This is a genomic window from Streptomyces sp. G-G2, from assembly GCF_030063135.1.
Taxonomy (GTDB): Bacteria; Actinomycetota; Actinomycetes; order Streptomycetales; family Streptomycetaceae; genus Streptomyces.
The window spans coordinates 16,792-42,700 of sequence record NZ_JASISO010000007.1 but is presented as its reverse complement, the minus strand read 5'-3'; the positions used below and the strand labels follow the sequence as shown (position 1 = coordinate 42,700).

The following is a 25,909-nucleotide window of genomic DNA, read 5'->3' as shown; positions in this document are numbered from 1 at the left end:
CACCCTCTTCGACCTGGTCGCCGCCCGGACCGCCCCCGACGGTGCGCGGCGCACCGTCGGCTACGACGGCGAACTGTGTCCGGTCACGTGAAGGAGACGGGCCGACCGGCCGGTGACGCGGTAGCGTGCCGCCGGGGAATGGGGGCCGGGGTGTCGATCGCCGAGTTGCAGGTGTACTCCGTCGAAGAGGCGGACGTGTCCGGTGGAGTGTGCGTCGTACGCTGCATAGGCGGCGTGGCGCGGGCCGGACAGGTCTACGCGGCGGGGGAGTCGAGGCTCGGCCTGCGCCGGATCGAGCGGTACGGGCGCGCCGTGGGCTTCTTCGACGCCGGGCACGTGGCGAAGGTGCACCTGACGGGAGCGGTGGTCGCCCTGCTCACCCGGGGGCAGGTGCTGACCTCGGTGCCGCCCGACGGGCACACGCTCGGTGAACTGGAGGCCTGGCTGGCCACCGGTCCGCCGCTGGACGACGAACCCCGCCCGCTGGAGCTGCGGGCCCTGGCGGTGGGCCGGGCGCAGGCCGACTGGCTGCCGGACGAGGTACGGCTGCGCTGGGGCCGGGTGGCGGTGGCCGCGACCCGGCGCAAGGCCGCGTGGACGGGGGAGGACGCGCTGGTGGCCGCTGCCGAGGAGGCGTCCGTACGGGGTTACCTCATCCAGCAGTTCGGGCCCGGCCCCGGCGGTGATCCGGCGGAGCTGTGCCGGGACCTGCTGGCCCTGATCGACGTGACCCCCGAGGAGGCCGCGCGCGAGGCCCGTTCCTGGCGGGAGCTGCCCAAGTCCCGCATCCTGCACCTGCGCCGGATCAAGAACCTGCTGCCCTGGCTCGCGCTGGCCCGGCGCCACCTGGCGCAGCACGACCCGCTGGGCACGGCCGTGGACGCCTGGGCGGCGGTCCGCCCGCAGCTTCCCTGACCCTGGCGCCCTCGCCGTTCACGAGGGTGCAGCACCTGGCGAGGGTGACGGAATCGATGCTGGTCACGCGGGCGGGTACGCCGGTTGCGCGGCGTGTCCCGACGGGCGGTTCCGGGGCTCGGGTTGCGGGACCTGACGGGGTGTCCGTGAGTGGGTGGCGGCGGCACGTCCCATGCCGTCATCGCGCCCGAACAGGAGAGAACGTTGCGTCGCTTCACCCGCTTCACCGTCCCCGCAGTCCTGTGCGTGTCCCTGCTGGCCGCGTCCCCCGGCCTCGCCGGAGCTGCCTCCCAGGCCCCGGACAAGCCCGTCGCACCGGGGTCGGCCCCGGCCGTCATCCCGGGTACGGACGCCCTGCAGCAGCAGGTCGCGTCCCTCGGGGTGACCGGAGAGATCCTCAAGGCGGTCAGTGACCTGGTCGCCGCCATCCTGAAGGCCCCCGACGGCAAGGTTCCGGAGGCGGACGCGGCCAAGCTGAAGGCGGCGATCGACGGAGCCCTCGCGAAGCTCCCGAAGCCGCCCGCCGACCTCCCCAAGCCGCCCGCCGACCTGCCGAAGCCCCCGGCGGACCTGCCGAAGCCCCCGGCGGACGCTCCGAAGCTCCCCGCGGCGGCTCCGAAGCTCCCCGCGGACGCGCCGAAGCTTCCGGCGGCGCCCAAGGCGCCCCTCGACACGCCCAAGCTCCCGGCTGACGCTTCCAAGCTGCCCCTGGCCGTGCCGAAGCTGCCCGTGGCTCCCGTCCGGGCCGCGGGGCCGGTCGATCTGGTCGGTCCCGCCGTGGAGAAGCTGAAGAAGGCCGTCGACGGGGCACTGAAGGCCTCCGGCTCCTGCGGCTGCTCCACGGACGCGACGACCAAGTCCACCGACGTGGTGACCTCCCTGGTCGGTCTGGTCACCGCGCTGCTGACGGGCAGCGGACTGCCGGGTCTGCCGGTCGCGGCGCCAGCCCTCCCGGTTCCCGCGCCCGCGCTGCCCGTCCAGGCCCCCGCGCTGCCCGTGGAGTAGCGCGCCGCGCCGTGCACGCCGTATCCCCGGTGCCTTCCGCCTTCCGCCTTCCGCCTTCCGCCCTCCGGCGGGACACCGGGGATCGACGGGCGATCGGGTTCGGCCGGGCGCTCCCCCCTCGTGCCCCGGTGCCACCGTGCGGACCCCCTTGACGGCGCCGTCCGGCGGATGGACGCTCCGGGACCTCTCATCCGCACCGCTGCATCTGGGGGGAAACCGGAATGCCGCAGCAGCACGACCAGCACGACCGCGACAACCGCAACAACGGCAATGACCGCTACAACGGCACCACGGGGGACGGCGGCGACGGCGGCGGCCGTGGCCGCGCACAGCTCGCCGGGGAGCTGCGCGCCCAGCTCGCCGCCGCCGGTGCGCCGTGGTCGGTGAGCGAGCACCTCGCCGACCACGAGCCGGTCCCGCGGCCCTCCCTCGGCCTGGAGCCGGGGGCCAACCTCACGCCCGCGACCGAGGCGGGCACCGTGGACCTGCGGGCGCTCATCGGCCGGGAGAGCGCGAACCCGGACCTCACCCGGCGCCGCGCCGCGCACGGCCTGCTGCCGGAAACGGAGCCGTCGGCCGTCGGCGCCCGCCCCGCCGCCGTCGACTGGCGCGGCCGCTGGGGATGGTCCTGGATCACCAAGGTGAAGGACCAGAACCCGTGCGGATCCTGCTGGGCCTTCGGCGCCACCGGCCTGGTCGAGTCGATGGCCCGGATCGAGCACAGTGTGTGGGCGAAGCGTTCGGAGGGGGACGTCCACGACGGGCTGAAGTTCAGCTGCGGCCAGGGCAGCAACCCCGAGACCGCCCTCGACTGGATCAAGGCCAGCGGCGGTATATGCGACCCGGATTCCTACCCGTACACGCCCCCGCCGCCCTCCGTTCCCGCCGACCGCCGCGATGCCTGGCGGGCGGACTACACGCCCAGCTGGGACCGGTCCGGGCGCACCACGCGCATCGTGGACTACGTCCGGCTGGGCGACGTGGAGCAGCAGAAGGTCTGGCTCGACACGGTGGGCCCGCTGACCGCCTGCTTCGACGTGTACGACGACTTCTTCGGGCTTGGCGCGGGCGTCTACCGGCGGATCAGCGACCGGCTCGCGGGCGGCCACTGCGTGCTGATCGTCGGCTACGACGACGCCGCCGGGTGCTGGCTCTTCAAGAACTCCTGGGGGCCCGGCTACCACGTGGGCGGCTACGGCCGGATCGCCTACGGCGAGGTGAAGATCGACTACTGGGCCAAGTGCGGCCTGCGCGGCACCAGCACCGACCCGTGGACCAAGCGCCGCCTGCACACCGGGAACCTCTTCGAGAGCGGGAACGGACGCGCGCACCGCAACTTCGAGATGCTCGCGACGACCGGCGGCGGCCGTCTCCAGCACTGGTGGCGCGAGGGCGACGCGCCCTTCCCCTGGGCCCGCGCGGCGGCCTTCGGCGGTGACGCGTCCGGGCTGCCCGCCTTCACCACGACGACGTACAACCGGAACCTGGAGTCGGTGCACGTCACCACGGGCGGGCGGCTGCACCACTGGTTCTACGACCAGACCAACGGCACCTGGCGCGACGCGGGGCTCTTCGGGCCGCCCGACGCGGCGATCGGCGGTACGCCGGCCTTCATCCAGAGCGACTACGGCAAGCCGGGCAACTTCGAGGTGGTGCTGCGCACCGCCGACGGCCGCCTCAACCACTGGTGGCGGATCAACGGCTCGCCCTGGACCTGGAGCGACGGCGGCCGTTTCGGGTCGGGGATCGCGCACTACGGCCCGGCCCTGGTGCAGACCCGGAGCCGCCATCTGGACCTGGTCGCCACCCGCACGGACGGCCGGATGCAGCTCTGGTGGCGCGACGACCCCAATGGCTTCGCCTGGCGCGCGGGCGAGCTGTTCGGCACCGGGATCACCTCCGCGCCGTGCCTGATCGAGGGCCAGTACGGCGCCCTGGACGAGGACACGGCCGGCAACTACGAGCTGTGCGTGGCGGCGGGCGGCCGTGTCGAGCACTGGTGGCGGGGCAACGCGGCGGGCGCGGGCTGGAGCCGCAGCGCGGTCTTCGGGCACGACGCGCTCGCGGTCACCGGGATGCTGCAAGGCAGCTTCGGGTTCAATCTGGAGGTCGTCGTCCTGCGCACCGACCGGCAGCTCCAGCACTACTGGCGCGATGGCGCGGGATGGCACGAGGGGCCGGTGATCGGTCCCGCCTGAGCGCTGACGGATCGGTGATCGGTCCCGCCCGGGCGCCGACGGATCAGAGACGGGGCCGCGGTGGAGGTACGGACGGTGGCGATCCGCGTCGGTGAGGCGTACACGCTGCGGCTCACCGGGCGCGGGGCGCGCGGGTACGTGTGGACCTGGCGGGTGACGGGTGACGCGGACGCGGTCGAGGTGGCGGAAGGTCCCGCGCGGGAACCGGAGCGGGGCCCGGAGCGGGGCCCGGCGCGGGGCTCGGCGCGAGATCCCGCGCACGGCCCGCCGGAGCCGGAGCCGGTGCTGCCCGGTGCCCCGGTGGAAAGGACGTACGTCGTCCGCGGCCGCTGTCCCGGGGGGCGGGCCCGGATCCGCTTCGCCCAGGTCAGGCCGCCGTATCCGGACGAGGCGCCGTACGACGAGTTCGTGCTGGAGGTCGAGGTCACCGGCCGCCCGGACGGGTGAGCGGCCCGGCCGCCCGGCTAGCCCCAGGGCCCGGCCACCCGGTGGCCCCGGGGGTCCCGGGGGTCCCGCCGCCCCGCCGCCCGGTGGTCCACATCCTGGACGGCTGATCAGATGCACCTGTCTTGTATCTAAGCTGTGCGCATGCCATCAGCCACTGCCACGGCCGCCTCGGCCCCCGCCACCCTCACCGCCGCGGAACGGGTCTACCAGCACGTCAAGAACGGCGTGCTCGACCGCCGCTACGAAGGCGGCTCGCTGCTCACCGAGGGCGAACTCGCCGACGCGGTAGGGGTGTCGCGCACGCCCGTGCGCGAGGCGCTGCTGCGGCTGGAGACGGAAGGGCTGATCAAGCTCTACCCGAAGAAGGGCGCGCTGGTGCTGTCCGTCTCGGCCCAGGAGATCGCCGATGTGGTGGAGACCCGGCTGCTGGTCGAGGAGTTCACCGTGCGCCGGGCCGTCCCGGCCGCCCCCGCCCTGCTGGAGCGGCTCGCGGAGCTGATCGAGGAACACCGGCGGCACGCGCGGAGCGGCGACCTCGCCGCGCTGATGGCCGCCGACCGCTGCTTCCACGCCGAGATCGTGCGCAGCGTCGGCAACCAGATCCTCTCCCGGCTCTACGACCAGATGCGCGACCGGCAGCTGAGGATGGGCGTCGCCCTGCTGCACGCGCACCCCGAGCGGATCGCCAGGACCCTCACCGAGCACACCGAGATCCTCGACGCGCTGCGCGCGGGGGACGGCGAGGCCGCCGCCGACGCCGTACGCGGCCACATCGGCCGGGTCGCGGCCCTGGTCCGGGGTGACGCGCGATGAGCGAGGTGAGCGTGCCCGTGACGGCGAGCAGCGCGGCCGGGAGCGAGACCGCGAGCGTGATCGTGCCCGTGCCCGTGCCCGTGCCCGTGGTCAAGGATCCGCCGGGCGGCCGCCGGGCCGTCCTCATCTGGTCCATCGGCGTCGCCGTCTACTTCGTCGCCGTCATCTTCCGCACCAGCCTCGGCGTCGCGGGCCTGGACGCGGCGGACCGCTTCCACGTCAGCGCCTCCGCCCTGTCCACCTTCTCCCTGCTCCAGCTGCTCGTGTACGCGGGCATGCAGATACCCGTCGGACTGATGGTGGACCGGCTCGGCACGAAGAAGGTGCTCACGCTCGGCGCGGTGCTCTTCACCGCCGGGCAGATCGGGTTCGCGTTCTCGCCGTCCTACGGGACCGCGCTCGCCGCGCGCGCCCTGCTGGGCTGCGGCGACGCGATGACCTTCATCTCGGTGCTGCGGCTGGGCACCCGCTGGTTCCCGGCCCGGCGCGGGCCGCTGATGGCGCAGCTCGCCGGGCTGGTCGGCATGGCGGGCAACCTGGTCTCCACGCTGGTCCTGGCGCCCGTCCTGCACGGGGTCGGCTGGGTGCAGGCCTTCGCGGGCAGCGCGGTGGCGGGGCTGGTGGTGCTGGTTCCGCTGGTGCTGTTCCTGCGCGACCACCCCGAGGGGCACGCGCCGCCGCCGGTGGCGCGGGGCGAGGGGGGCTACGTACGCCGCCAGATCGCCGAATCCTGGCGCGAGCCCGGGACCCGGCTCGGGCTGTGGGTCCACTTCACGACGCAGTTCCCGGCGATGGTGTTCCTGCTGCTGTGGGGGATGCCGTTCCTGGTCGAGGCGCAGGGGATGACGCGGGGCGGTGCGGGCGGGCTGCTGACGCTGATCGTGGTCGCGAACATGGGGTTCGGGCTGGTGTACGGGCAGCTGGTGGGCCGTCGGCAGAGCGCGCGGATTCCGCTGGCGCTCGGCACGGTGGGGGTGACGGCGCTGCTGTGGGGGGCGGTGCTCCTGTACCCGGGGGAGCGGGCGCCGATGTGGCTGCTGGTCGTGCTGTGCGTGGTGCTGGGGACGTGCGGGCCGGCCTCGATGATCGGCTTCGACTTCGCGCGTCCGGCGAATCCGGCGGCGCGGCAGGGGACGGCTTCCGGGATCACGAACATGGGCGGGTTCATCGCGTCGATGACGACGTTGCTGGTGGTGGGGGTGTTGCTGGATGCGACGGGGGACGACTACCGGGTCGCGTTCTCGTCGGTGTTCGTGCTGGAGGCGGTCGGGGTGACGCAGATCCTGCGGTTGCGGGGGCGGGCGTTGCGGGCCGAGCGGCTGGCTGTCGCCGCGGCCGTCCCGATCCCGCGCCCGGCCGCTGCCCCCCGCCCCTGACCCGGGCCCCGAGCCCGCCGTCCGGGGTTCGCCTCACACGCCGGCGGGGCCCCGGGGTCGCCTCAAGCGCCGGCGGGGCTGGAATCGCCTCCGGCAATCCAGCCCCGCCGAGCACCTGTAGCCCCGCCCGGCGGAGCCACGGTTCGTTACGGGGTGACCGCGAAGGCCGTCAGGATCGCTTCCGCCAGCTCCGCGTCGCCCTCCACCTTCACCCGGTCGCCCACCGCACGCGCGCGGACCCGGCCCGCCGCCAGGCGGACGTACGTCTCCCAGTCCATCGTCAGCGTCACCGCCGGGCCCAGCGACGGCGCGCTGTCCATCGTCCCGCGCCCCTCGCCGTCCACCCGTACCGTCCGCATGAACTCCAGCGTCCCGTGCACGTCCAGCACCACCGCCGACCCCGCGGGCGCGCCCGCCCGCTTCGCGACCACCTTCGGGAGCCCCGCCAGCAGCAGGTCCCGGGCCACGGTCGCGCCCGGGGAGTCCCAGTTCCCCGGTACGCCGAGCGCGGCCCGCAGGTCCTGCTCGTGGATCCACACGTCGAACGCCCGCAGCCGCATCGCGTGTTCCAGCGTCGTCTGCTCGCCCAGCGGTCCCCGGACCATCGTGGTGGCCGGATCCCGTTTCTCGTTGCGCAGCTGCCGCATCCGCCGGATCACCGTGTACTCCAGCTCCGAGGTCATCTCGGGGGCGGTGTGGTGACGGCGTACGTCGACCTGCACCTCCATGTACCGGGTGAACTCGTCGACCACGTGCCGCAGGTCCCTCGGCAGGGTGTGGATCGGCCGGGGGTCGCCCAGCTGCTCGCACTCGATGCCGATGATGTGTGAGACGACGTCACGGACGGACCAGTTGGGGCACGGGGTCGCCCGGTTCCATTCGGCTTCCGCCAAGGGCAGGACCAGCTCGGATATCGCCTCGATGGAGTGGGTCCACGCATCGACGTAGGGCTGAAGGCTTGGATGGACGGTCAACGGGACCCCTCGCGTGCTGTTCAGTGGCGCGTGGCGCGTTGTGGACTGGTTGGCGACGTGGTTGTCAAAGCTACGCTGCCGGTGAGCACCCCGGCAGTGCTTTCGTGTGACGATCGTAGGCCCCGAGTTGACGGCTTGAATGCCAGAACGGTGGTAGTGTGCGCGCCTCCTTGATCCAAATCGCGGTGAACGACGGCGAGTCGGTGGTTTCCCGGCGTTCTCGCGTCGCCGGCCTCGTCCGTGAGCAGAGCGGCTCCGATCTGGTGGTCCTGCCGGAACTGTGGGGCGTCGGCGCCTTTTCCTACGAGCAGTTCGAGACAGAGGCCGAGCCGCTGGACGGACCGACCTACGAGGCGATGTCGAAGGCGGCGCGCGACGCCGGGGTCTGGCTGCACGCGGGTTCGGTCGTGGAACGCTCCGGTGACGGTTCCCTCTACAACACCGCCCTCGTGCTGTCCCCCGAGGGCGAACTGGCGGCCACCTACCGCAAGATCCACCGCTTCGGCTTCGACCAGGGCGAGGCCGTCCTGATGGCGGCGGGCGACTCGCTGACCACCGTCGCCCTGCCGCAGACCGTGCTGGGCCTGGCCACCTGCTACGACCTGCGCTTCCCGGAGCTGTTCCGCGGCCTGGTCGACGCGGGCGCGCGGACCATGGTGGTGGCCGCGGGCTGGCCCGCCCGGCGCCGCGCCCACTGGACCCTGCTGAACCGGGCGCGCGCCGTCGAGGACCAGTCGTACGTCCTCGCCTGCTCCACCGCCGGCACGCACGCCGGGGTCGAGCAGGCGGGCCACAGCCTGGTGGTGGACCCGTGGGGCGAGGTGATCGCCGAGGCGGGCCCGGGCGAGGAGGTCCTGACCGTGGACCTGGACCCGGCCAAGGTCGAGGAGACCCGGGAGCAGTTCCCGGCCCTCAAGGACCGGGTGCTCGGGGTCCGGCGCACCGGCTGACCCCGGCGACGGGGGAGCGGGCGGACAGCCGGTGGTCATTTCTCCTCCGCGTCCTCCTCCCGTTCCTCCCGTTCCTCCCGTTCCTTCTCCGCCATCCGGATCACGCACACCGCCACCGCCAGCAGCAGCGCCGCGTCCGTGTCCTCCCGGATCACGTCCACGGCGTACGTCTCGCGCACCCGGTACCACTGGCGGCTGATCAGGGACAGCAGCTCCCCGTCGTACTCGACCTTGAACTCGCGGTCCAGGATCCGTCCGCTGACGTCCAGTTCCGTGCCCTCCGAGAGGGTCACGCGGTAGTGGTTGCGCAGCAGCGAGAACCGCTTCTTGCGGATGACGGCGAGCTTCTGCCCGTCCCGCTCCAGGGTCATCGCGTCGCGGAAGCTGAACATCTTCTCCCGCAGCGTGATCAGGATCCGGCCGTCCGGGTCCTTCAGCTCCAGGGTGTCGCGGACCCGCAGCGCCTTCCCGTCGACCAGGAAGGCGTGTCTGCCCGCCTCGTCCTCGACCCAGTAGTCGTCGCCGATGGCCAGCACTTTGTCCCGAACCAGGTATTTCATGCCGTCATCGCTGCCCGCGATAGGTTGCCGCCATGCCTCTGCTCTATGTGACCGACCTGGCGTACCCGGCGCGCGGCCGCCGCTACTGCGACGAGGACATATTCCTCACCTCGCGGCTGCGCGAGGAGTTCGCGCTGGCCCTGTGCCACCCGCTCGACGCGCAGGCCCTGCTGCCCGCCTTCGACGCGGTGATCGTCCGCAACAGCGGTCCCGTGCTGCACCACCAGGAGGCCTACGACGCCTTCCGCGCGCACGCCCTCGCCACCGGGGCCCGGGTCTACAACCCGCTCACGGGCCGCGCCGACATGGCGGGCAAGCGGTACCTCCTGGAGCTGACCCGGGCCGGTTATCCGGTGATCCCCACGGTGGACGACCCGGCCGACCTGCACCTGCTGCCGCAGGCGCGCGAGTACGCCGTCAAGCCCCAGCAGGGCGCCGACTCGATCGGCCTGGTCTTCACCGCGGATCCCGCCCCGCACCTCACCCCCGGCGGTGGGCTGCTCGTCCAGCCGCGCGTGGACTTCGCGTACGAGGTGTCGTTCTACTTCGTCGACGACGCCTTCCAGTACGCCCTGTACGCGCCCGACCCGGCCCGCCGCTGGGAGCTGGAGCCGTACGCCGCCACCCCCGCCGACCTGGCCTTCGCCCGCTCGTTCATCGACTGGAACACACTCAGCCACGGCATCCAGCGGGTCGACGCCTGCCGCGCGCCCTCCGGCGAACTCCTGCTGGTCGAGCTGGAGGACCTCAACCCGTACCTGTCCCTGGACCTGGTCCCCGAGCGGGTCCGCGAGGGGTTCGTGGGCGCCCTGACGGCCTCCCTCCGGTCCTTCCTGGCCTGATGGCACCCTTGACGCATGAATCCTGCCGCGTCCGCACCCCGTCGCGCCCGAGTCCGTGCCCCCGAGCTGATCGGCAAGGGTGGCTGGCTGAACACCGGAGGCAAAGACCTCACTCTCGCCGAACTGCGAGGTAAGTGCGTTGTTGTGGATTTCTGGACCTTCTGCTGCGTCAACTGCCTGCACGTCCTCGACGAGCTGCGGGAGCTGGAGGAGAAGCACCGCGACACCCTCGTGATCATCGGTGTGCACTCGCCGAAGTTCGTGCACGAGGCCGAGCACCAGGCCGTCGTGGACGCGGTCGAGCGGTACGGGGTCCACCACCCGGTCCTCGACGATCCCGAGCTGGCCACCTGGAAGCAGTACGCCGTCCGGGCCTGGCCCACGCTCGTCGTGATCGACCCCGAGGGCTACATCGTGGCCCAGCACGCCGGGGAGGGGCACGCGCACGCCATCGCGCGGCTGGTCGAGGAGCTGGAGGCGGAGCACGGGGCCAAGGGGACCCTGCGGCGCGGGGACGGGCCGTACGTGGCGCCGGAGCCCGTCGCGACCGGCCTGCGGTTCCCCGGCAAGGCGCTCGCGCTGCCGTCGGGGAACATCCTGGTGTCCGACTCGACCCGGCACCAGCTGGTCGAGCTGGACGCGGACGGCGAGGGCGTCGTACGCCGGATCGGCAGCGGGGAGCGCGGCTTCGGGCCGGACGCCTTCAGCGAGCCGCAGGGCCTGGCGCTGCTGCCCGACGGGAGGGTCGTGGTCGCGGACACCGTCAACCACGCGCTGCGCGTCTTCGACCCGGCCACCGGGGCCGTGGAGACCGTCGCCGGGACGGGCCGCCAGTGGTGGCAGGGCTCGCCCACCGCCGGGCCCGCGCGCGAGGTGGACCTGTCCTCGCCGTGGGACGTGGCCTGGTGGCGCGGCAAGGTGTGGATCGCGATGGCCGGGGTGCACCAGCTGTGGACCTGGGACCCGGAGTCCGACACCGTCGAGGTGGCGGCGGGGACCACCAATGAGGGCCTGGTCGACGGGCCCGCCGCCGAGGCCTGGTTCGCGCAGCCCTCGGGGCTGGAGGCCGCCGGGGACGAGCGGCTGTGGATCGCCGACTCCGAGACCAGCGCGCTGCGGTACGCGGAGCCCTCGGCGGACGGCGCCGGGTACGTCATCAGGACCGCCGTCGGCAGCGGCCTGTTCGACTTCGGCCACCGGGACGGGGAGGCGGGCCAGGCCCTGCTCCAGCACCCGCTCGGGGTGACCGCCCTGCCGGACGGCTCGGTCGCGGTCTGCGACACCTACAACCACGCCCTGCGCCGCTACGACCCCGCCACCGGCGAGGTCAGCACCCTGGCCACCGACCTGCGCGAGCCCAGCGACGCCGTGCTCGTCGGGGAGGACATCCTGGTCGTCGAGTCCGCCCGGCACCGGCTGACCCGGCTGCGGCTGCCGGAGGAGGCGGTGCGGGTGGAGTCCGTCGCGCACCGGACGCAGCGTGCGGCGACGGAGGTGGCGCCCGGGACGCTCCGCCTCGACGTGGTCTTCCAGGCCCCGACCGGACAGAAGCTGGACACCCGGTACGGGCCGTCGACCCGGCTCCAGGTCTCCTCGACGCCGCCGGAGCTGTTGGCGGGGGGCGGGGGGCAGGGCACGGACCTGTTCCGGGAGCTGGTCCTGGCGGACGGGGTCGCGGAGGGGGTGCTGCACGTGTCGGCGATGGCGGCGTCCTGTGACGACGACCCGGAGAACGAGTACCCGGCCTGCCACATGCATCAGCAGGACTGGGGGGTGCCGGTGCGGGTCGTCTCGGGTGGCGTGGGCCGCCTGCCGCTGGTCCTGGCGGGCATGGACGCCTGACCTCCCGGTCGCCCCCGGGCAGGGCCGTGTGGGGCTCCGCCCGGTGGGCGCCTGCGGCTCGGTCGGCCCTCCGGGGGCGCCTCGAACGCCGGCGGGGCTGGTCGTGGCTGGTGCCGCCAACGCCGGCGGGGCTGGTTGCGGCCGGTGCCTCGGGGGTCAGCCCTCCAGGAATGACACCAGGGCGTTGGCCAGCAGGTACGGGTCGTCCGCGCCGCACAGTTCGCGGGCGCTGTGCATCGACAGGATCGCGACACCGATGTCAACGGTCTGGATGCCGTGGCGCGCGGCCGTGATCGGGCCGATCGTCGTACCGCAGGGCATCGAGTTGTTCGAGACGAAGCTCTGCCACGGCACGCCCGCGCGCTCGCACGCCGCCGCGAAGACCGCGCGCCCGCTGCCGTCGGTCGCGTACCGCTGGTTGACGTTGACCTTGAGGATCGGGCCGCCGTTGGCGCGCGGGTGGTGCGTCGGGTCGTGCCGCTCGCCGTAGTTGGGGTGCACCGCGTGCCCGGTGTCCGAGGAGAGGCAGATGGTGCCCGCGAAGGCGCGCGCCCGGTCCTCGTAGCTGCCGCCGCGCGCGAAGACTGAACGTTCCAGCACATTGCCCAGCAGGGGGCCGTCGGCGCCCGTGTCGGACTGCGAGCCGTTCTCCTCGTGGTCGAAGGCGGCCAGCACGGGGATGTGGTCGAGGTGGTCGGCGGCGGACACGGCGGCCAGCGCGGCGATGCCCGCGTGCACCGACAGCAGGTTGTCCATCCGGGGCCCGGCGAGCAGCTCGCGGTCGCGGCCGAGGTAGGCGGGCGGCTCGATCGAGTGGACCATCAGGTCCCAGCCCGCCACCGAGCCCTGCGTCAGGCCCTCTTCCTCCTCCAGGAAGGCGATGAGGTCGCCCTCGTGGGCCTCGCCCAGCCCCCAGATCGGCTGCATGTGGCGCTGCTTGTCGAGCTTGAGGCCCTCGCTGTTGGCCGACCGGTCGAGGTGCACGGCGAGTTGCGGCACGCGCAGCAGCGCCCGGTCGATGTTGACGAGCCGCTCGGTGCCGTCGCGCAGGGTGAGCCGTCCCGCGAGGCCGAGGTCCCGGTCCAGCCAGGTGTTGAGCAGGGTGCCGCCGTAGACCTCGACGGCGACCTGCCGCCAGCCCTGTGAGCCGGTGTCAGGCAGCGGCTTGACACGGAGGTTGGGGGAGTCGGTGTGCGCGCCGACGATCCGGTACGGGGTGTGCGCGGCCGCGCCCTCCGGGACGTACCAGGCGATGAGCGCGCCGCCGCGCAGGACGAACTTGCCCCCCGCGGACGAGTCCCAGGCGTCCGTTTCCGACAACTGCCTGAAGCCTGCCTTCTCCAGCCGCTCGCCCGCGTTGGCGACAGCGTGGTACGGCGATGGGCTCGCCGCCAGGTAGGTCATCAGATCGTCGGTGTGGCCGCGGTCGAAGCGGGCGGGAGAGCTCATGTGGTTCACCTTAACGACGGTCGTGTTCGTCATGGCCGGGCTGTGGCGGATAGCCGACCGACAGCCGGGGAGCGAGGGCGCGGGGGTGTGGTCCGCGGTCCCGGCCGGTTCAGCCCGGCGGACGCTCGAAGCGTCGCTGCAGCTGTCTGCGCTCGCCCCGGCGGATGCGCGGGAGCATCTCGGGGGTCTGCGCGGAGCGCTGCTCGCGCCTCTTGCGTCCGGCGCAGAAGATACAGGCCTCGCCGGGCGGAGCGTCGAGGTCCATGGGGGCGCCGGGGTGTTCCGCGCATCCGGAGGGGTTGCGCGGACGGGACAGTTCGCGGGCCACGATGAAGGCGCGGTGCAGGTCGTCGGCGACCCGGACGAACTCCTCGTCGGGCGAGCCGATGGTCAGGTGGAAGCGCCATTCGTCGAGCGTGCGGAGGTACAGCCGCAGCCCTTCCAGCGTGTACGGCGGCTCCGGCACGGGGTAGCCGAGCCGCCGCTGCTCCGGCGCGGGCGCCGCCGCGGGCGCTCCGCCGCGGCCGCGCAGGCCCTTGCGGCGCCGGTCGTTGCAGAGCAGGCAGCGGCCCCAGCCCTCGGGGGCTTCCGGGTCCAGGGCCCCGTTGGGGTGGATGGGGCACCCGGTGTAGCTCTTGGACGGGGCCAGTGCGGAGGCCGTCTGGAAGGCCGTGTAGAGGGCGTCGGCGATCCCGTCGTACTCGGAGGGGTGGGCGCCCTCGTAGAGGTCCTGGACGCGGTCGCCGAGGGTGCCCAGCTTGGCCTGCAGCTCCTTGAGGGCGTACGGCCGCCCGGTCGGGACGGAGTACCCCCTGCTGTGCCGGTCCTGTGCGCTCATGTTACGAGCGTCCCACGAACCGCCGACAACCCGTGCACGCGGTCGGCCGGACCCCCGCTGATCAGGGAGTCCGGCCGGCGCGGATACACCGCGTACGTCTGTGGAACCGATGGCGCGTCCTAGAAGGCGGCCTCGTCGAGGTCCATCAGGGAGTTGTCGACGGCCTCGGCCAGCTGGCGCTGGACGGAGACGCCCGGCAGGACCTGACCGGCGAAGAACTTCGCGGCGGCGATCTTGCCCTGGTAGAAGGCGACGTCCTTGGCGGCGGCGCCGTTCAGCTTCTCGGCGGCCACGGCCGCGCCCTTGAGCAGCAGGTATCCGACGATCACGTCGCCGGAGGCCATCAGCAGGCGGGTGGTGTTCTGGCCGACCTTGTAGATGTTGCGGACGTCCTCGCCGGTGGCGGTGAGGTCGGTGACCATCTGGCCGACGATGGCCTCCAGGTCCACGGCGGCCTTGGCCAGCGCGTCGCGGGCGCCGGACAGCTCCTCGCCGCCGACGGCCTCGGCCAGGAACTTCTTGATCGTCTCGGTGAGGACGTTCAGCGAGGCGCCCTGGTCGCGGACGATCTTCCGGAAGAAGAAGTCCTGGCCCTGGATCGCCGTGGTGCCCTCGTAGAGGGTGTCGATCTTGGCGTCGCGGATGTACTGCTCGATCGGGTACTCCTGCAGGTAGCCGGAGCCGCCGAAGGTCTGCAGGGACTGCGCGAGCTGCTCGTAGGACTTCTCCGAGCCGTAGCCCTTCACGACCGGCAGGAGCAGGTCGTTCAGGCCGACGAGGGAGGAGGCGTCCTCGCCCGCGGCCTGCTTGACCTGGATCTCGTCCTGGACGGAGGCGGTGTAGAGCACCAGGGCGCGCATGCCCTCGGCGTAGGCCTTCTGCGTCATGAGCGAGCGGCGCACGTCGGGGTGGTGCGTGATGGTGACCTTGGGCGCGGTCTTGTCCATGAAGTTCGCGAGGTCCGGGCCCTGCACGCGCTCCTTGGCGTACTCCAGCGCGTTCAGGTAGCCGGTGGAGAGGGTGGCGATGGCCTTCGTGCCGACCATCATCCGGGCGAACTCGATGATCATGAACATCTGGCGGATGCCGTCGTGCTTGTCACCGATCAGCCAGCCCTTGGCCGGGTGCCGGTCGCCGAAGGTCATCTCGCAGGTGTTGGAGGCCTTGAGGCCCATCTTGTGCTCGACGTTCGTGGCGTAGACGCCGTTGCGCTCGCCCAGCTCGCCGGTCTCCCAGTCGAAGTGGAACTTCGGGACCAGGAAGAGCGAGAGGCCCTTGGTGCCCGGGCCGTGGCCCTCGGGGCGCGCGAGGACGTAGTGGAGGATGTTCTCCTCCATGTCGTGCTCGCCCGAGGTGATGAAGCGCTTGACGCCCTCGATGTGCCAGGAGCCGTCCGCCTGCTCGATCGCCTTGGTGCGGCCCGCGCCGACGTCCGAACCCGCGTCGGGCTCGGTGAGGACCATGGTGGAGCCCCAGCGCTTGTCGACCGCGATCTGGGCGACCTTCTTCTGCGCCTCGTTGCCCTCCTCGTGCAGGATCCCGGCGAAGGCCGGACCCGAGGAGTACATCCAGATGGCCGGGTTCGAGCCGAGCAGCAGCTCCGCGTAGCCCCAGATGAGGGAGCGGGGCGAGGTGGTGCCGCCGATCTCCTCGGGCAGGCCGAGGCGCCAGTACTCGGAGTCCATGAAGGCTTCGTAGCTCTTCTTGAAGGACGCCGGGACGGGCGCGGTGTTCGTCTCGGGGTCGAAGACCGGCGGGTTGCGGTCGGCGTCCGTGAAGGACGCGGCCAGCTCGTTCTCGGCGAGGCGGGCCAGCTCGGACAGGACGCTCTTGGCGGTCTCGGTGTCCATCTCCCCGAACGGGCCGGTGCCGTACAGCTTGTCGCGGCCGAGCACCTCGAACAGGTTGAACTCGATGTCGCGCAGATTCGACTTGTAGTGCCCCATGGCTACGGCTCCGTTTTAAGGATCGGGGAGACAGGTTCCTCGTACTTACCAATCGGTAATGTCATGATGCTACCCGCGGGTAATAAGAACAACCCTTGCTTGACGACTGTGACCAGCATCAAGCCAGAAACGCTGGAGAGCCGCTCAAAGAGGTCCGGCCGGGGCTGTGACCAGCCGGTCACCCGTCGCAGCCCACCGCCTTGCGGGCCGCGGGCTCGTATGCCGTGATGAAGGCGGTGAGGGCGGTCCGACGTGCGGTCACGTCGGAGGGCCCGCCGTAGGCCGACACCTCGGTGATGAACAGTCGTGCCTGGCCCTGGAAGACGCATTTCACCGTGGCGAGGGCCGTGGAGTCGGTCACCCAAGCCTCGTCGCCAACGGCGATCTTCCGCGGGTTGCCCGCGAGGTTGAGCTTCTGCTGGATCACCTTCGGCAGGTCCGGGACCTGGGTGGTCACATCGCCGATCGCCTTCAGAGCCAACCCCTTGTCGACGGTCACCTCGCAGCGCGGAGTGCCGATCCCGGATCCGTCCGGCGACTGCGCCAGCTTCTTCCCCGGTGGTAGCAGCGGTTCGAGCAGGGAGGGCTGGACCGGGACCCCGCAGACGTCACCCGGCACCGCGTAGTCACGGCCCTGCTCGCCGCACCCGGCCAGGGTGACGAGCAGGGCGGCGGCGGCGAGCACGCCCCACCGGCGGTTCACTGGGTGCCTGCCAGGCCCTTGGCGCGGACGTTCCCGTTCACCGCGGCGAGGTTGATCTCGTTCTGCAGGGTGTACGCCGTCCCGGCGTCCTGGGGGTTGACCTTGTACCACTCCTCGGAGAGCGCTTTCAGCTGGTTCGACCGCAGGGTGAACACGTCTTTGTTGTGCTGCCCGATCTCCGCGTCGATCCGATTCTGCTCGTCCAGCTGCCACTGGTAGGCGAGCGCGTCGACCCCGCGCTGCACGGCGTCCCCGACGACGGGGAAGACCGCGTTCGCCACTCCGCCGAAGCCGTGATAGATCCACTTCGCCTCCCAGGCCGGATCGTGCTTGTCCGTCTTGAGGGCCTGGTAGCGGGCCTCCTCCAGGAAGCCGACGGTGTTGCCCGCCCGCTGGAGCGTCTCGTGCGGGTCGCGGGGGTGGTCGTTGTGGATGTCCTGGACCATTTCGCGGTTCATCGCCTCGTTGAGCATGCCGTAGGAGTTCTGGTCCCGGGAGATCTGCTTGCTGACCTCCAGCAACTGGTTCCGGTCGAGGAGCCGCGGGTCACCGGGGTCGTCGGACAGGGCGCTCGTCGAATGGTGGACCACGTCGCCGTGGCGCGCCAGGACCGTCGCCATGTCGTCCCGCAGCTCCGGAGCGAAATCGTCCCCCGCCGCCGACAGGTACTTCAGCGAGCTGTCCAGCACCTTGCGGTGGTCCGCCGTGAGGTCGACCGGCTGGGCGGACGGGTCGAGCGGGTTGACCCCGGTGGCCGCCGCGACCAGGGCGTTGCCCGTGGCCTCGCGGGAGGAGTTGCCGTCGTGGCTGTTCAGCGGGGTGTCGTCGAAGGAGTGGCGGTCCTTGAGGACGTACTCCGCGTTGTTCGTCGGCTGGGTCGTGTTGAAGAACTCGGTCGCCGCGTTCGGGCTGTTGGCCAGGCCCGTCATGAAGCCGGTCATCGGGTCGCGGCCAAAGTCCTCGCCGGTGAAGTTCATCTTGGGCATCGGAGGGGTGCCGCTGTTCCAGTAGTGGTCCGGAAGCTTCATCTTCTTCTCGGTGGCCACGAGGGCGTTCCCGTAGTCGTTCAGGAAGCGGTTGTCCCAGTCGCCGCTGCGCATCAGGTTGCTCATCAGCTGGAAGCCGTAGACCCGCGTGCCGCGCGTCTGGACGGTCTGATCGCCCAGCTTGACCATCTCGTCCTCCCAGCCCCGCATGGCCGGGCTGTCGGACTGGGTGGCCCCGGCCAGGGTGAAGCTGAGGTTCTTCTGGAAGTCGCCCAACTGGTCGAGCCGGGCCCGCTGGAGGGTCCCGCCGTCGGAGGGGTCCGAGAGGTCCGCCCAGAAGTCCAGCAGGCCGCGCGGACCGAGGGTGGTGGCGAACTCCTCCTGGAACAGCCGGTCGTCCTTGTGCGCGGCCAGGTCCTTGTTCAGCTGGTCGAACTCCTCGGGCGTCAGGTCGTCGCCCTTCTTCTTGAGGAGGTTCGCGATCCGCTCCGCGTCCTTGATGGCCGCCGCGGCCACGTCGCGGTTGTAGTAGCTGGCGTCGGAGAACCCGTACGGATTCTGGGCGACCAGCATGGTCAGCGCCTGGGCGGCGGTGGTGTCGCTCTCCGTGGCGTGGACCAGGATGCCCTGGACCTCGTCGCGCAGCGCGATGGCGTCGGCCTCGGAGTGCTGCGGCACGGGGTGGCCCTTGGCCGCGCGGTCGGGGTGGATGTTCATCGTGACCGTGAAGCCGCCGTTACCGGTGCTCACCACGGTCAGGTTCCGGGCCAGGGCCTGCTCGATGGCCGTGTTGAGCTTGGCCTTGTAGTCGACCAGCTCGCCGTGCGTGTCGCTCAGGATGTTGCGGATGCTGTCCGCCTCCGTCGCGGCGTCGGCGAACTCCTTGGCGGTCTTGCCGATGAACTCCCGCGTCACGGTGGCGTTCACCCCGGCCCACTTCGCCTTGGCCGCCTTCCCGCCCATGTCGCTGCGGGCGTCCTCCGCCAGCGTCCGCAGCTTGGCGACCATCGCGGACCAGTCGGTGACGGCCGTGGCGAGCTTGGAGAAGTCCGCGAACCGCAGTGCGTCGAGATCCATCAGTGCTGCGCCCTTTCCTCGAAGCCCTTGTCCAACTGCTCGTACTTGAGCTGCGTCGCGATCCAGTGCTCGCCCTCGGCATGCGCGTTCTGCGTGTAGTCGAGGTGGTTGGAGATGTGCGCGCAGGCCTCCAGCAGGGTGTTGACCTGCGTGTTCCACGCGTCGGCGACGGTCGACAGCGCGCCGCCGAGCGCGAAGTCCTTCTTCAGCGAACCGGCGGCCTCGTACGTACTGGCCTTGGCGTGGTCCCCGTCGGTGTCCAGCCGCTGGTGCAGCGTGAACGCCGCGTCGCCTATGGCGGCCAGGTCCTGCTGCGTGACGACCAGGTCCCCTTGAGGCGTGGGCCCGCCGCCGCCGCCGTCGTCGGGGACGTGGTTGAGTCGCATCGACGCCTGCTTATCGGCCGTGGCCGTTCGCAATTCCGCCCATTCCTGTTCGAACGACACCGGATTCCCCTCGTGAGCATGACCTCATCGGACCGTTCTCGGCCAGGCTAGCCCGATTGGAGTCAGTCTCCGAGAGTCTCTCTTCCAGGGGGAGTTGGGTTCAGTTCGCACCACACGGTCTTGCCGCGCGCGACCTTACGTCTCAGGCTTGCTCTGGAAGCAGGTGGACACGACGGTGACGGCGAGGACCGAGGTCTTGCCCCTGGCCCGCTCGTCCAGCAGCTGGATCTCAGCTGAGAGTTTTCCGTCATCCGAGTTCGCGACGATCGTCGGGGTCTTCGCGGCACTTTCGTCCGGGCCGTCTTTTACTATGGTCCAGCCGTTCTCCGGAAAGGATTTCCGCATTCGGGCCATGGCCTTTTCCATGTCCTCCACTGAGACATCGTATACGCTCCATGGGTGATGGACTTGATGCACCTTCCCCTCAGGCTTGAAGTGAGAACATTCCAAGAGGCTGGCCCTCGCGCGGGTCACCTGCCCCTTCAAGGCGATCAGGTCCAGGATTCGACTGGAGGCTTTCTCGGTCTCCGCCTGCACTTCCTTGGTGTCGAGTGTTTTCGCCGTGGGTTTGTTCATATCTGCGCATCCTGTGAGGAGTATGCATGCCAGGAAGGCGTGGCCGGCCAATGTGATTCTCTTATTCAAGAACGGTCCTGTCGTATTTCCCGGTGATGACGGCTGCCTGGTTCCGAAGGCTGACCGGATCCTCCCAGAATCCTCCGTGATTCGAAGAGTCACTCTTCATGATCTTCCCGCCGAAATCTTCGTCCGTGGGAATGTTCCAATCGTCGCCGAGTCCGACGAGTCTCCCGCCGTGCCGCACGATCATGTCGTCGCCGCTACCACCCATCGCCCATACGTGACCGGGCTTGAGGCCGAGGTCGATGGCCCGGTCGACCTGCATGCCAGGGCTGCCGATGGCGATGATTTCGTCGGCCATGGCGCCGTCCCGCCATGTGCCGGACTGTGTCGCGACGCCGACGACCGTGCTGCCGTAACTGTGGCCCATGACAGTGGTGTGGGACGCGGTTCCGGTCGCTTCCTGGTGGGCGGCCCGCTGACCCTGCATGAACTGTTGCAGGGTGGGTCCACCCTGCTCCGCATAGCCTCCGGCCGTCGCTTGAGGAATGTCGTTCGGTGCGTTGTAGTCGAACCAGGTGATGGTGGAAATCTTTTCGCCCGGAGCGGCACTGTTGCTCGCGTCCCAGAGTTTTTCGCTGCGCAGTAGATCCTTGCCGATGTCCGGCAGCTTCGACTTCGTGCCAGGTACGTAGACCGATGTGTGATCCGCCGTGTCCGGATTTCCGTTGGCGAGGACGACCCGCCCGTCGTCGAGTTCAGCGTTGAATTTCAGCAGATACGCTTCGGGGAGATTGCTGTCGGCCGACCGCTTGAACCGCTGCTCGATGGCCTCCATGCCTTTGAGCCGGCCCTCGATCTTCGCCTTCTGCCCCGCGTAGTCCTTGTTGTGCCACTCCAGCCATTCCTTGCTGTACACCATGTCGCCGCGCGCGCCGTGACTCACGAATTTCGGCGAGGGCTCGGCAGGTATGGCCTTCAGGTCGGCTTCGTACTGGGACTTCGCCTCGGCGAGGACCATCCGGTTCGCGTCATCGCGCACGGGGGAAGGGATGCCGTCGAGGGCGCCGATCGCGGCCGGGTACAGGGTGGCGTACTCGTCGCGCTGCTCCTGGGTCAGCCCCTTCCACCACGCGGCGTTCTGCTCGGGGCTCTTGTCCGTGGGGATCTTGTCGGCGCCCGCGTACTTCCCTGCCGCCTTCTGGACGTCCCGGGTGTCCTGAGCGGCGTCCAGGAGATCGGCCGCGTCGACCTTCAGTCCTGGCCTCGCCTTGAGCTTGCCCAGCACCGACGCGTACCGGCTGTCGACTTCGGCGGCGTCGCGGACCGCCTCCGCGATCTTCTCGGCTATCTCCTCGGCCTTGCCCTTGTTGGGGTCCACACCGCCTTCGGCCTGACCGGGCAGGAACGGTACGGGAGCACCGGGCGTGGCTCTGCCGACACCTGATGAGGGCACCTGGACGAAGGACGGGGTGGCGGGATAATCGACCGAGCCATCGGGGTGGATGGTGAACTTGAGGCTCTCGGCATCTTCCAATGCCTGCTTGAGTCTCCTCTGCGGGGCGGCGAGTTCGGTGGCGAGCCCGTTCAGCGCCGTACGGATGAGCCCGCATTCGGTGTGCAGGTACTGGTAGTTGCGGCTGAGGTCTTCCAGGTTCGAGATGGCGCTGCTGGCCGCCATCCCGGTCTGGGAGCCACGGATCTTGGCGAGGATCTGGTTGTCGACCCGGTCCTTGTCGGCGTTGGCGCGGGAGCTGGCTTTGCCCCAGCCGTCTGCCGCGTCCTCGTACTCCGAGAGCTTCACGTCACGCAGTTGCTGCCAGCTGGGCACGCCGCATCAACCCCGGTTCTTGGGTTGTTCGATGACGGCTTGGGAAAACTTCTGCTTCGTGGCGATCTCCCGCTCGCCGAAGTCCCGGCCGGTGCTCTTGAGGGCGCCGTCGAGCCGCCCGCACTCGTCGCGGACGGCGCCGAAGCGTGCCGTCCAGGTGCCCAGTATCTCGGTCAGGGCACCGGTGGAGGCGAACCCCGTCGTGCCGCCGGTGACGCCCTCACTCGCCGCCCCCAGCTCCGTGACGGCTGTCGCGGAGGAGGTCCGCAGCGCTCCCGCTATGTTTCCCGCGCTGGTCCACGGCCCCTCGTCGGCCTTGAGGTCTGGCCCCCCGCCGCCCGGAGGCGTCGCGGCGGACGCGAGCGTCATCCCGACTCCGTCTTCGCCCAGCAGCGTCTGCCACTTGGAACTGAGCGCCATGTAGTCCCCCCCGAAACCATCGAATCCGCTTTTCCGAAGTTAACAAGCGCACCGGCGGTCACACGTGAGTACGGGTACTCAGTTCGCACCAGACGGTTTTGGTGTCCGGCCCCTGGAGTACGCCCCAGCGCAGCGTTACGGCGTCCAGCAGGGCCAGCCCGCGCCCGCACTCGGCGTCCGCGTCGACGTGGCGCAGGACGGGCCAGACGCGGGGGTCCGGGTCGGTCAGTTCCACCCGGGTCCGGCCGTCGGCGGTGCCGGTGACGCGCAGCGTGACGGGGGTGCCTTCGCCGACGTGCGTGATCACGTTGGTGAGTATTTCGCTGACGCAGAGCAGCAGCTCGGGCGGACCGGCCGGCCCGAGGTGCTCCAGGACGGCCCGCCGCGCCTCGGGCACGGCCTTGGGCACGGCGAGGAGCCCGAGGGTGAACGGCGTCACCGGCCCGCCGCCGCCCCGCGCAGCGCGTCGGCCAGCCGGTCGGCGGTGGCGACGTTGCAGTTGCCGAGGGCGATCAGCGGCGGGATCCGGTAGCTCCCGGCGAAGCTCGGCGGGTCGATCCCGAGGGAGGGCAGGGTGATCCCGTGCGCGGAGAGTGCCGTCTGGAGGCGGGCCAGGCTGGCGCGCGCCGCCTCGTCGTTGTCGTGGTCGCTCATGGCGTTCCCCTTCCGGGGGGTGCGGAGTGTGACGAACTCCTCACAGCGTGCCGTGGTTGTGCGTAGCGTTGGAAGGGATCTGGGATCCACGGCGCGAAGTGTGGAAGGCGGGCCATCATGGGCACGCGCAAGGAAATCGACGGCTCGGCGAGTGTGCCCGCGTTCTACGGCAAGGAGTTGCGCTGGAAGCGGGAGGCGGCGAGGCGCACGCTTCAGCAGCTGGTGGAGGGGTGCTTCTACGGGGTCAGCTACCTGAGCGAGATCGAGCGCGGGCAGCGGCGCATGCCGTTGGATCTGGCGCGGCACATCGACCGGGAGCTGAACACCGACGGGTTCTTCGCGCGGCGCTGCGAGGACGTACGGAACGCCCGCAAGAGCGTGCACGCGCCCTACTTCGCGGATGCCGTGGAGATGGAGGGACGTGCCCGTGACATCGAGGAGTGGAGCCCGATGTTCATCCCGGGCCCCCTCCAGCTGGAGCCGTACATCCGGGAGATCGTTCATGCGTTCAACCCGATGGACGACGAGGCGGCGGTCGAGCGGAAGGTCTCGGCACGGCGGGAACGCGCATGGGTCTTCGAGGACGCGGAAGGCCCCGCGTCCTGGGTCGTCTTCCATGAGTCGATCCTTCGGCAGCCGATCGTCGGAGACCAGCTCATGGCGGAGCAGCTGGCTCACGTCGCCGCTGTCGCTCGCCGCCGCCGGTTCATTCCACAGATCTTGCCGTGCAACACCGGAGCGCACCCGTTCATGATGGGGTCGACCTACCTCATGAGCTTCAGCGATGCCCCACCGGTCATGTACACGGAGGGTATGTACAGCGGTCAGATCATCGACGACCCGGGCATCGTGGTGCGGTACCAGCAGGCGTACAACCGCCTCAGGGCGGCGGCCCTGCCGCCAGAGGTGTCTCTGAAGATGATCGAGTCCGCAGCGGAGGATTACCGAAATGGCAACTACGCACATCGGGTTGAGCGCGGTCACATGGCGTAGGAGCAGCTACTGCACTGCCGACCAAGGGCTCTGCGTCGAGGTCGCCGACGGAGTCGACGGGGTCGTCCCCGTACGGGACAGCAAGGTCATCGGCGGCCCCGTGCTGCTCATCCCGCACACGGCCTGGGCCCCCTTCGTGGCGGCCGTGGCCGGAACTCGGCGTACCGGCGGCCCGCGGCCTCGGTAGGCTTCGGCCCATGTACGGCTACGACCAGAACGTGAACGCGGGGCAGCAGCAGTACGCCGCCCCGCAGCAGATGGCCGGTGGCTACGCCGAGCAGCCGCTGTACCCCGAGCCCTCGCCGCCGACCCTGGCGGACGCGGTGCGCGCCTTCACGACCGGGCAGCTCGCCGCCGAGGACTTCCAGCAGATCTTCGCGACCTCGAAGGTCTACTGCCCGCGCGGGGACACCCCGGGCTTCCTGGCGCTGCACAACACGCAGCAGCCGGTGATCCCGATGTTCACCACGCTCAAGGAGCTGCGCCGGTACGCGGGCAAGGAGTCCAAGCACTTCATCATCACCGGCGCCGAGGTGATCGACCTGCTGCCCACCGGCTACGGCTTCGTCCTCGACATGGAGGGCGACCACCGGATGGTCTTCGACGCGAAGGCCGTCGAGCAGATGGTCGACTTCGCCATGCGCCGCATGTACGGATAGGGCCAACGCTCAGGGGGGCGCGTGCTCAGGGTCCAGTTCACCGCCGAGGATCTGCTGGGCGTCCGCTTCGCCCCCGAACCGCTGCCGCTCATCGAGCTGGCGCTGGCCCTGGTCGCCGCGCAGCGGACCGACGAGGCGGCGGTCTTCGGGAGCTGGCGGCTCCGGCTGGCCCGGGAGCTGCCCCGGGCCGCGTTACCCCTGCTGGAGCTGTTGCGCCCGGACGGCGACAACCCGTCCTTCGTGGAGCCCGCGCTGCGGGACTTCGAGGAGGCGCTGGTCGCCGTACGGGACGGGCTCCCGCGGGTCGGTCCCCAGGAGCTGACCCGGATCCTCGCCCGCAGCCCGGGCGGCGCCTCGTCGGCGGGCTGGCTGCGCGGGCTGCACGACCGGGACCGGGAGTCCTGGGACGTCCTGGAGGCGGCCCTGCGCTGCGCCCACCGGGCCGTGATCGCCCCGCACTGGGCCGCGATCGGCCAGTCCTTCCGGGCGGACGTCGCCTGGCGGACCCGGCTGCTGGCCACGCACGGGATCAAGGCCGCCCTGGCCAGTACGCACCCCGCGGCCACCTGGACCGGGACCGCCTTCGAGGTCGGGCTGCCGCCCGATTTCGAGATCCGGCTGGCGGGGCGCGGGCTGACCCTGATGCCGTCGCCGTTCTGGACGGGCCGCCCGCTGCTCGCGGAGCACCCCGACGGGTCGCACATGCTGGTCTACCCGGCGATGACCCCGCTGCCGCTGGTGGCCGGGGGGCGGGCGGAGGGATCGCTGGACGCGCTCCTCGGACGCACCCGGGCGGCCGTGCTCCAGTCGCTGACGCGGCAGCGCACCACCAGCGAACTGGCCCGGGACCTGGACATCAGCCTGCCGTCGGTCTCGGAGCACACCCGGACCCTGCGCGCGGCGGGCCTGATCACCACCCGCCGGGACGGCAAGGCGGTCCTGCACGCGGCGACCGGCCTGGGTGTGGAGCTGCTCCTAAGCGGCGGCTGAGCGTCCGTTTCGGCGAGGACCGAAACCATTGCGGGCCCGTCGGCCACGATCGAGTATCGGGATCGCCGGGAGGCCGTACGAGGTCCCGTCCCGGTCCACTGATCGCGGAGGCATCGATGACGCTCGCGTCGGCCCGGAAGAGGGCCACGGTACTGACGGCTACGGCGGTGACGGCGCTGGGTACGGGGGTCCTGGCGGCAGCACCGGCGCGGGCGTCGGGCAGCGGGTCGAACGGTGACCGGCCGTCTCCCGCGTGCGGGGAGAGGGCCGGCGGCCTCAGCGGCCAGGAAGGGAGCCACTGCGTCGTGCTGGCACCGTAGCGGTGGTGGTTCCATGGACCTGACGGCCCCGGGGGAATTCCCCCGGGGCCGCTTCTGTTCTGTCGGGTGTGGCAGAAAGTTCGACTTTCAACTAAA

At 70.9% G+C, this 25,909-nt stretch carries 26 protein-coding genes; 13 read left to right on the top strand and 13 right to left on the bottom strand.

The genetic code is table 11. From position 1 onward, the window contains the following. Positions 1-150 precede the first annotated feature (150 nt). The 6 genes from QMF80_RS07795 (at position 151) to QMF80_RS07770 (ending at position 6,754) form a co-directional block, all read left to right on the top strand. Complete coding sequence (locus tag QMF80_RS07795) at positions 151-915, top strand: hypothetical protein (RefSeq protein ID WP_283450883.1); 765 nt, start codon at positions 151-153, stop codon at positions 913-915. Positions 916-1,119: 204 nt separating this feature from the next. Next, on the top strand, positions 1,120-1,920 hold the full coding sequence (locus QMF80_RS07790) for a hypothetical protein (RefSeq protein ID WP_283450882.1): 801 nt from the start codon (positions 1,120-1,122) through the stop codon (positions 1,918-1,920). A gap of 221 nt (positions 1,921-2,141) precedes the next feature. Continuing rightward, a complete protein-coding gene (locus tag QMF80_RS07785; protein WP_283450881.1) occupies positions 2,142-4,118 on the top strand; it encodes a C1 family peptidase in 1,977 nt (658 codons plus the stop codon). 75 nt (positions 4,119-4,193) lie between these two features. Beyond that, positions 4,194-4,565 carry a protease inhibitor I42 family protein gene (locus QMF80_RS07780; RefSeq protein ID WP_283450879.1) on the top strand — a complete coding sequence of 124 codons (372 nt, stop codon included), beginning with the start codon at positions 4,194-4,196 and terminating at the stop codon, positions 4,563-4,565. 141 nt (positions 4,566-4,706) lie between these two features. Continuing rightward, positions 4,707-5,378 carry a GntR family transcriptional regulator gene (locus QMF80_RS07775; protein ID WP_283450878.1) on the top strand — a complete coding sequence of 224 codons (672 nt, stop codon included), beginning with the start codon at positions 4,707-4,709 and terminating at the stop codon, positions 5,376-5,378. Beyond that, the gene (locus tag QMF80_RS07770; protein ID WP_283450877.1) at positions 5,375-6,754 is read left to right on the top strand and encodes an MFS transporter; all 1,380 of its coding nucleotides are present in this window, start codon (positions 5,375-5,377) and stop codon (positions 6,752-6,754) included. The genes QMF80_RS07775 and QMF80_RS07770 overlap by 4 nt, the downstream gene beginning before the upstream one ends. A gap of 146 nt (positions 6,755-6,900) precedes the next feature. On the opposite strand, the gene QMF80_RS07765 is transcribed toward QMF80_RS07770, so the two are convergent. Beyond that, positions 6,901-7,728, bottom strand: a complete 828-nt coding sequence (locus QMF80_RS07765) for a maleylpyruvate isomerase family mycothiol-dependent enzyme (RefSeq protein WP_283450876.1) — start codon at positions 7,726-7,728, stop codon at positions 6,901-6,903. Positions 7,729-7,886: 158 nt separating this feature from the next. Here QMF80_RS07765 and QMF80_RS07760 point away from each other — a divergent pair, with 158 nt between their 5' ends. Continuing rightward, a complete protein-coding gene (locus tag QMF80_RS07760) occupies positions 7,887-8,678 on the top strand; it encodes a carbon-nitrogen family hydrolase (RefSeq protein WP_283450875.1) in 792 nt (263 codons plus the stop codon). 35 nt (positions 8,679-8,713) lie between these two features. On the opposite strand, the gene QMF80_RS07755 is transcribed toward QMF80_RS07760, so the two are convergent. After that, on the bottom strand, positions 8,714-9,238 hold the full coding sequence (locus QMF80_RS07755; RefSeq protein WP_283450874.1) for an LURP-one-related/scramblase family protein: 525 nt from the start codon (positions 9,236-9,238) through the stop codon (positions 8,714-8,716). 32 nt (positions 9,239-9,270) lie between these two features. Between QMF80_RS07755 and QMF80_RS07750 the strand changes: the two genes are divergently transcribed. Continuing rightward, positions 9,271-10,080, top strand: a complete 810-nt coding sequence (locus tag QMF80_RS07750) for an ATP-grasp domain-containing protein (RefSeq protein WP_283450872.1) — start codon at positions 9,271-9,273, stop codon at positions 10,078-10,080. A 15-nt stretch (positions 10,081-10,095) separates the two neighbouring features. Continuing rightward, positions 10,096-11,922, top strand: coding sequence for an NHL domain-containing thioredoxin family protein (locus QMF80_RS07745; protein ID WP_283450870.1), 1,827 nt, complete (start codon positions 10,096-10,098; stop codon positions 11,920-11,922). A gap of 156 nt (positions 11,923-12,078) precedes the next feature. On the opposite strand, the gene QMF80_RS07740 is transcribed toward QMF80_RS07745, so the two are convergent. The 11 genes from QMF80_RS07740 to QMF80_RS07690 all read right to left on the bottom strand — a co-directional run bounded on the left by QMF80_RS07740 (position 12,079) and on the right by QMF80_RS07690 (position 22,851). Beyond that, positions 12,079-13,371: a M18 family aminopeptidase gene (locus QMF80_RS07740; protein WP_283450868.1), complete on the bottom strand. Its 1,293-nt coding sequence runs from the start codon at positions 13,369-13,371 to the stop codon at positions 12,079-12,081. 109 nt (positions 13,372-13,480) lie between these two features. Then, positions 13,481-14,209, bottom strand: coding sequence for a hypothetical protein (locus tag QMF80_RS07735; protein WP_283450865.1), 729 nt, complete (start codon positions 14,207-14,209; stop codon positions 13,481-13,483). A 119-nt stretch (positions 14,210-14,328) separates the two neighbouring features. Beyond that, positions 14,329-16,155 (bottom strand): acyl-CoA dehydrogenase, encoded by a 1,827-nt coding sequence (locus QMF80_RS07730; RefSeq protein ID WP_283450863.1) that lies wholly within the window; start codon positions 16,153-16,155, stop codon positions 14,329-14,331. 178 nt (positions 16,156-16,333) lie between these two features. Further along, entirely contained in the window at positions 16,334-16,858 is a 525-nt protein-coding gene (locus QMF80_RS07725; protein ID WP_283450861.1) for a hypothetical protein, read from the bottom strand. Continuing rightward, positions 16,855-18,921, bottom strand: coding sequence for a hypothetical protein (locus tag QMF80_RS07720; RefSeq protein WP_283450859.1), 2,067 nt, complete (start codon positions 18,919-18,921; stop codon positions 16,855-16,857). Before QMF80_RS07720 ends, QMF80_RS07725 begins: the two co-directional genes overlap by 4 nt. After that, positions 18,921-19,307, bottom strand: a complete 387-nt coding sequence (locus QMF80_RS07715) for a hypothetical protein (protein ID WP_283450857.1) — start codon at positions 19,305-19,307, stop codon at positions 18,921-18,923. The genes QMF80_RS07720 and QMF80_RS07715 overlap by 1 nt, the downstream gene beginning before the upstream one ends. Positions 19,308-19,502: 195 nt before the next feature. After that, the gene (locus QMF80_RS07710) at positions 19,503-19,943 is read right to left on the bottom strand and encodes a hypothetical protein (protein WP_283450855.1); all 441 of its coding nucleotides are present in this window, start codon (positions 19,941-19,943) and stop codon (positions 19,503-19,505) included. Positions 19,944-20,004: 61 nt separating this feature from the next. Then, positions 20,005-21,777 carry an alpha/beta hydrolase gene (locus tag QMF80_RS07705; protein ID WP_283450853.1) on the bottom strand — a complete coding sequence of 591 codons (1,773 nt, stop codon included), beginning with the start codon at positions 21,775-21,777 and terminating at the stop codon, positions 20,005-20,007. A gap of 6 nt (positions 21,778-21,783) precedes the next feature. Continuing rightward, entirely contained in the window at positions 21,784-22,197 is a 414-nt protein-coding gene (locus QMF80_RS07700) for a hypothetical protein (protein ID WP_283450852.1), read from the bottom strand. Positions 22,198-22,255: 58 nt separating this feature from the next. Then, positions 22,256-22,636: an ATP-binding protein gene (locus QMF80_RS07695; protein WP_283450850.1), complete on the bottom strand. Its 381-nt coding sequence runs from the start codon at positions 22,634-22,636 to the stop codon at positions 22,256-22,258. Next, positions 22,633-22,851 carry a hypothetical protein gene (locus QMF80_RS07690; RefSeq protein WP_283450849.1) on the bottom strand — a complete coding sequence of 73 codons (219 nt, stop codon included), beginning with the start codon at positions 22,849-22,851 and terminating at the stop codon, positions 22,633-22,635. Before QMF80_RS07690 ends, QMF80_RS07695 begins: the two co-directional genes overlap by 4 nt. A gap of 117 nt (positions 22,852-22,968) precedes the next feature. On the opposite strand from QMF80_RS07690, the gene QMF80_RS07685 reads away from it, so the two are divergent. Genes QMF80_RS07685 through QMF80_RS07670 form a run of 4 tightly spaced genes read left to right on the top strand, consistent with a single transcriptional unit; the run spans position 22,969 to position 25,493 of the window. Continuing rightward, complete coding sequence (locus tag QMF80_RS07685) at positions 22,969-23,844, top strand: helix-turn-helix domain-containing protein (RefSeq protein WP_283450847.1); 876 nt, start codon at positions 22,969-22,971, stop codon at positions 23,842-23,844. Next, entirely contained in the window at positions 23,822-24,031 is a 210-nt protein-coding gene (locus QMF80_RS07680; RefSeq protein WP_502962797.1) for a DUF397 domain-containing protein, read from the top strand. The genes QMF80_RS07685 and QMF80_RS07680 overlap by 23 nt, the downstream gene beginning before the upstream one ends. A gap of 10 nt (positions 24,032-24,041) precedes the next feature. Further along, on the top strand, positions 24,042-24,503 hold the full coding sequence (locus tag QMF80_RS07675; protein ID WP_283450844.1) for an SseB family protein: 462 nt from the start codon (positions 24,042-24,044) through the stop codon (positions 24,501-24,503). Positions 24,504-24,524: 21 nt separating this feature from the next. Next, on the top strand, positions 24,525-25,493 hold the full coding sequence (locus QMF80_RS07670; protein WP_283450842.1) for an ArsR/SmtB family transcription factor: 969 nt from the start codon (positions 24,525-24,527) through the stop codon (positions 25,491-25,493). The last annotated feature ends 416 nt before the right edge of the window (positions 25,494-25,909 follow it).